Origin of the sequence: Nocardia cyriacigeorgica NBRC 100375 (genome assembly GCF_000308555.1) — a bacterium.
Classification (GTDB): Bacteria; Actinomycetota; Actinomycetes; order Mycobacteriales; family Mycobacteriaceae; genus Nocardia; species Nocardia cyriacigeorgica.
The window spans coordinates 1-4,985 of the sequence record NZ_BAFY01000123.1 but is presented as its reverse complement, the minus strand read 5'-3'; the positions used below and the strand labels follow the sequence as shown (position 1 = coordinate 4,985).

General features: G+C 68.7%; 6 protein-coding genes. 5 read left to right on the top strand and 1 reads right to left on the bottom strand.

Annotation, left to right across the window (positions count from 1 at the left end; all coding sequences use genetic code 11):
* The coding region (locus tag RJ05_RS11525) for a PucR family transcriptional regulator (protein WP_036536702.1) at positions 1–517 on the top strand (517 nt) is incomplete at its 5' end.
* An 80-nt stretch (positions 518–597) separates the two neighbouring features.
* Positions 598–1,032 (top strand): CBS domain-containing protein, encoded by a 435-nt coding sequence (locus RJ05_RS11520; protein WP_036536699.1) that lies wholly within the window; start codon positions 598–600, stop codon positions 1,030–1,032.
* 4 nt (positions 1,033–1,036) lie between these two features.
* Here RJ05_RS11520 and RJ05_RS11515 read toward each other — a convergent pair whose 3' ends face one another.
* Positions 1,037–1,468, bottom strand: a complete 432-nt coding sequence (locus RJ05_RS11515; RefSeq protein WP_036536697.1) for a pyridoxamine 5'-phosphate oxidase family protein — start codon at positions 1,466–1,468, stop codon at positions 1,037–1,039.
* A gap of 162 nt (positions 1,469–1,630) precedes the next feature.
* Here RJ05_RS11515 and RJ05_RS11510 point away from each other — a divergent pair, with 162 nt between their 5' ends.
* The 3 genes from RJ05_RS11510 to RJ05_RS11500 form a co-directional block, all read left to right on the top strand.
* The gene (locus tag RJ05_RS11510) at positions 1,631–2,923 is read left to right on the top strand and encodes an aminotransferase class V-fold PLP-dependent enzyme (RefSeq protein ID WP_249040460.1); all 1,293 of its coding nucleotides are present in this window, start codon (positions 1,631–1,633) and stop codon (positions 2,921–2,923) included.
* Complete coding sequence (locus RJ05_RS11505) at positions 2,920–4,230, top strand: heavy-metal-associated domain-containing protein (RefSeq protein WP_036536694.1); 1,311 nt, start codon at positions 2,920–2,922, stop codon at positions 4,228–4,230. Before RJ05_RS11510 ends, RJ05_RS11505 begins: the two co-directional genes overlap by 4 nt.
* The coding region (locus tag RJ05_RS11500; protein ID WP_036536693.1) for an alanine racemase at positions 4,227–4,985 on the top strand (759 nt) is incomplete at its 3' end. The genes RJ05_RS11505 and RJ05_RS11500, both read left to right, overlap by 4 nt.

Genomic DNA, 4,985 nt, shown 5'->3' with positions numbered 1-4,985 from the left:
CCCGCAGGGCGGGACCCTGCTCATCCCCCTCGACGGCGACACCGAGTTGACCGACGACGTCCTGGTGCGGCTCTCGGCCGCCGCCGAAGTGCCGGTCACCGCCGCGATGGTCACCAGCGCCACCGCGGAGGTGCCCGAGGCCGCCGATCAGGCCCATGAGCTGCTCGGCCTGGTCCGGGCCGGTGAACGCGCCCCCGGCCTGTATCAGATGACCGATCTCGCGGTGGAATACCAGCTCACCAGAGGCGGGCCCGCCACTCGGCGGATCGCGACCATCCTGGCGCCGCTCGACGACCACCCCGAGCTGTTCGCCACCCTGCGGGCCTACCTGCGCAACGATATGAACCGTCAGCTCACCGCCAGGCAGCTGTATGTCCACCCCAATACCGTCGACTACCGGCTGCGCCGGATCGCCCAGCTCACCACGATCGACCTGGCCACTTCCGCGGGCATCTCGCAGGCCTCGATCGCGTTGCTGGCGCGCGAGCTGGACCGCGGTCCGGTCGCCCGCCCCTAGGTGATGCCGATTCGTGCTGGTCACCCGGTCGTCCAGGAGGGATCCTGAGAGGCGGAGTGTCCCCCTCTGGATGGTGAACCATGCGAATCGCGGAAATACTGCGCAGAAAAGGCAGTGAGGTAGCGACCGTCCGGCCCGACTCGACGGTTCGTGCCCTGCTCGCGACGCTCGCCGCGCACAATATCGGCGCGGTGGTCGTCTCCTCCGATGGTGTCGGCATCAGCGGCATCGTCTCCGAACGCGATGTGGTGCGCAGTCTGCATCAGCACGGTGCCGCACTGCTCGATGCCCCGGTCTCGCAGATCATGACCACCGACGTACGCACCTGCGACCCCGACGATCTGGTGGACGGGCTGCGGCGCACCATGACCGACCACCGCATCCGGCATCTGCCGGTGGTGCGCGACGGCCGGTTGATCGGCATCGTCAGCATCGGCGACGTGGTCAAGAGCGCGATCTCCGAACTGGCGACCGAACGCGAACAACTGGTCGGCTACGTGCAGGGCACCTACTGAGCGCCTACAGCTGCGAGGTGTCGCCCATATCCGCCGACAGCCAGTGTTCGGGGCGCATGAACACCACCACTTGCTCCCCGAACTGGGCCGACACGCGTAGATAGCCCGCCACGTTCTCCGCAGGCAGGAACCGCGCGGCCATCTCGCGGCTGTGTGCGTCGGTCATCGGTTCGATCCGGGTGACCGGCCCCTCCACACTCACGTACCGCACAGTCGGTTCGAGGCGCTGGGCCACCAGGCTGAACCGGCCGGCGGCGCGGATATGCGCCAGCTTCCGCGACTCGGCGCCGGTGATGACCCAGAGCTCACCACCGGGGCTGTACTGATACCAGATGGGAACCGTCAGCGGCCCACGGCCGTCGGAGCCGGCGACGGCCAGCGACGCCACATGCGGCTGGGCCAGAAACTCTTCGCGTTCCACAGAAGTCAGCGGCATGGCCCGCACACTACGCCGGCCCACCGACACCTTCGGTGCACGAGCACCGCGATGCGTGTTCGCGGTGGTGAAAGGTGTTGGGTGCGAGAAAAGTTCGAAGCTTTTCCGGATTGTGCGTATCGTTGAGCGATATTCAGCGCGTCCGGCGGAGGGAGCGGCACGGTGGGGTCACCTGCGCGAGCGTCGAACCCGGTTCCGGCACCGGAGCACGCCCATCGGCCCGCGCCCGCCCGCCGCGAGATCGCCACCGCGCGCGCACTGTTCCCATCGCTGGCCGACACCGGCGAGGTGTATCTCGACAGCGCGGCCACCACCCAGAAGCCGTGGCCCGTCATCGACGCGGTCACCGGCTACCACCGCACGCACACCGCCAACGCCGGGCGCGGTAGTTATCGCTGGTCCACCACGCTCACCGCCCGGATCGCGCAGGTGCGCGAGCGGATGGCCGGTTTCATCGGCGCGGCGCATACCGATGAGGTGGTGTTCACCGGCGGCGCCACCGCCGGGCTCAATGCCATCGCGCTGTCATGGGGTCTGGCCGCCCTCGACGACGGTGACCAGATCCTGTTCAATCCGCGCGACCACGCCGCCAATGTGCGGCCATGGCAGCATGTTCGCGAGATCATGGCCCGGTTCGGCAGGCGGATCGAGCTGGTGCCGTATCGGATGACCGAACTCGGTGAGGCCGACGTCGCCGACATCGCGGCCAAGCTCGGTCCGCGGACCCGGTTGATCACCACCAGTCACCTGCATCACGTCTACGGTGCGGTCACCACGCTGGAGGAGTTGCGCGGCCGGATACCGGACCGGGTGCTGCTGTGCTTCGACTGCAGCCAGAGCGGCGGGCATCTGCCGGTCGACGTCGTCGAACTCGGGGCCGACTTCGCGGTGTTCGCCGCCCACAAGATGTTCGGTGCGCCCGGAGCCGGGGTCCTGTACTGCCACCGCCGAGTCCACGACCAGTTGATTCCGTTCCTGCCGGGCGGTGGCCCAGGGCTCGGCGGCTCGGCCTCGGCGGCGATGCCGGACCTGCTCGAGGGCGGCACCCCCGATATCCCGGCCCTGCTGGCGCTGGGTGCGGCAGTCGAGGTGCTCGAGTCGTTCGGGATGCCGGCGATCGCCGAGCACAATCGCGATCTCACCCTGCGGCTGGTCGACGGCCTGCGCACCGTGCCCGGCGTGCGCTTGCTGCCAGGCCCCGCGCACGCGCCCTGTGCGAGCGGTTACGGGATCGCCTCGTTCACCCTCGACGGGATCTCGGCCGGCGACCTCGGTTTCGTGCTGGCCGAATCCGGTTTCATGGTCCGCACCGGCGCCCACTGTGTGCCCGCCGACCCGGCGGCCGCGGCGGGCGAGACGGACTCGGTGCGGGTCAGCACCCAGATCTACAACACCCGCACGGAGATCGATCGTTTCACCGACTGCGTCCGCCAGATCGCCGAGGAGGTCCTATGACGGAAGCATCGATGGGGACCGGTGCCGTTCCCCCGCCCCAGTACGACCGCAGGGGCGCCTCCCGGGTGCTCGCCGAACTCGCCCAGCCGGGCCTGTTCGCCGCCGCTGCGCCGGCCCGGCCGCGGCACATCGAGTACACCAGCACAGCGCTGACTCCCGAGCCGGGCCACCACCTCACGGTCTCGCAACGGATGTATCTGGAGCGGTTCATGCGGCCGTGCCGTCCGGACCAGGTCACGACCGCCACCCATCGGATCACCTGGACCGACAGCCACGGCATCCCCAATACCGGCCATTACCGCGACGACGGCCTCGGCCCGATCATGCCGATCGCCACCCGCGAGGCCGTGCTGGAACTGTGGGATCGGCTGGCGGCCAACCACGCATTGGCCGAACGTATCTCGCGGCTGGATGCCGCGGCGCAGGGTCTGCTCGACGCGACGACCACCGATCACGATCCGATCGAGATCTTCCGGGTCGGGATCGAGGCCACCGGCCGGGCACTGGCCCAGCACGCGCTGCTCGCCCGGCAGACCGCCTACCGTGACGGCGCCGAATTCGCGCACGGCTTGCTCGGATCCGGCATTTTCGCCGCCGTCGCCACCCGCTGGTACTGGGAGCTCCAGGCCTCCACCTACAGGCGCGGCATGATTCCGGTGACGTTGCGTGCGCAACCGGATGCGACGGTGCGGTATTCGGCCGAGACGGTGGCCGTGCTGCGCGCGATGAAGGACGCCACCATCACCGACGCGCACACGGTGATGCGCCGCGCCACCGGGCCGGAGGGTCTCACCGTGACCGAGGCGATCGAGAAATACCACGACGACCTCGATCTCATCTCCCGGCAGTACGCGCTGCTGCCCTCGGGTGCGCGGCCTTCCTGTCTGGCCGCGATGCCGCACCGGATCGGCGACGAGCACTACAGCATTCTGCCGGTGGTGGCCGAGCAGTTCGTCGCCACCTTCGTCCGGATTCACGCCGATCTCACCATCGGCGAGCTGCCGCATGAGCCAGACCGGTTCGACGGTGACGGTCCGATCGCCGCCGACGACCAGATCTTCTATGTGCCCGATATGACGTGCAAACACTGTGTCCGCACCATCACCGGTGTACTGGAGTCCATGGGTATCCGGGTGGCCGAGATCGATCTGGTCAGCAAGCGGGTGGTGGCGGATTTCCGCAGTCCCCGCAATCGGGCGCGCGCGTTCGAGGCGCTGCGCGACGGCGGATACAACCCGTCGGCGGTGCCCGCGCAGTTCGAATCCGGCGCAGGTGAGCCGGCCGCGGCCGCGGAATCCGGTCGATGACGGCACCCGTACTGCCCGGCCTGATCGATCCGATGGTGCGGGAGTTCCTCACCGAACGGGTGAGCCTCGACGCCGCACTCGCCACGCACGGTTCGCCACTGAACATCGTGTTTCCTCAGGTCTTCGAGCACAACCTCGGTCGAATCCACACTGTGCTCCGGCAACGTGGCCTCGCCTACCGAATCTGCTACGCACACAAGGTGAACCAGGCGCATGCCTTTGTCCGGGCCGCCGCTGACGCGGGCATCGGCATCGATGTGGCCTCGGCCGGAGAACTGGCCAGCGCGCGCCGCGCCGGATTCGGGCCGGGGCGCATCGAAGCCACCGGTCCCAAGGGTGCCGGGTTTCTCCGGCAGCTGACCGCGGCGGGCGTCACGGTGAACGTGGACAATCAGTGGGAGCTGGAGACGATCGCCGAACTGGCGGTGGGCGGCGCGCCGGTTCCGGTGCTGGTGCGGGTCTCCGGGTTCGATCCGGCGCGGGTGAGCCGGTTCGGCATTCCGCTGTCACGGATGGATTCGGCCCTGCGGACGCTGGCGGCACATTCGGATCGGATCGACCTGCGCGGCTTCGCGTTCCATCTCGATTCCGGCGATGTCGGCGAACGGGTGCGCGCGTTCGATGACTGCCTGACGCTGATCGAACGCGCCTACGACCACGGCCTCACACCGTCGGTTCTCGATATCGGCGGTGGCCTCCGCCAGGTATTCACCGCTGACGCTGAGGGTTTCGAACGGTACGTGCGGGCGCTGCGC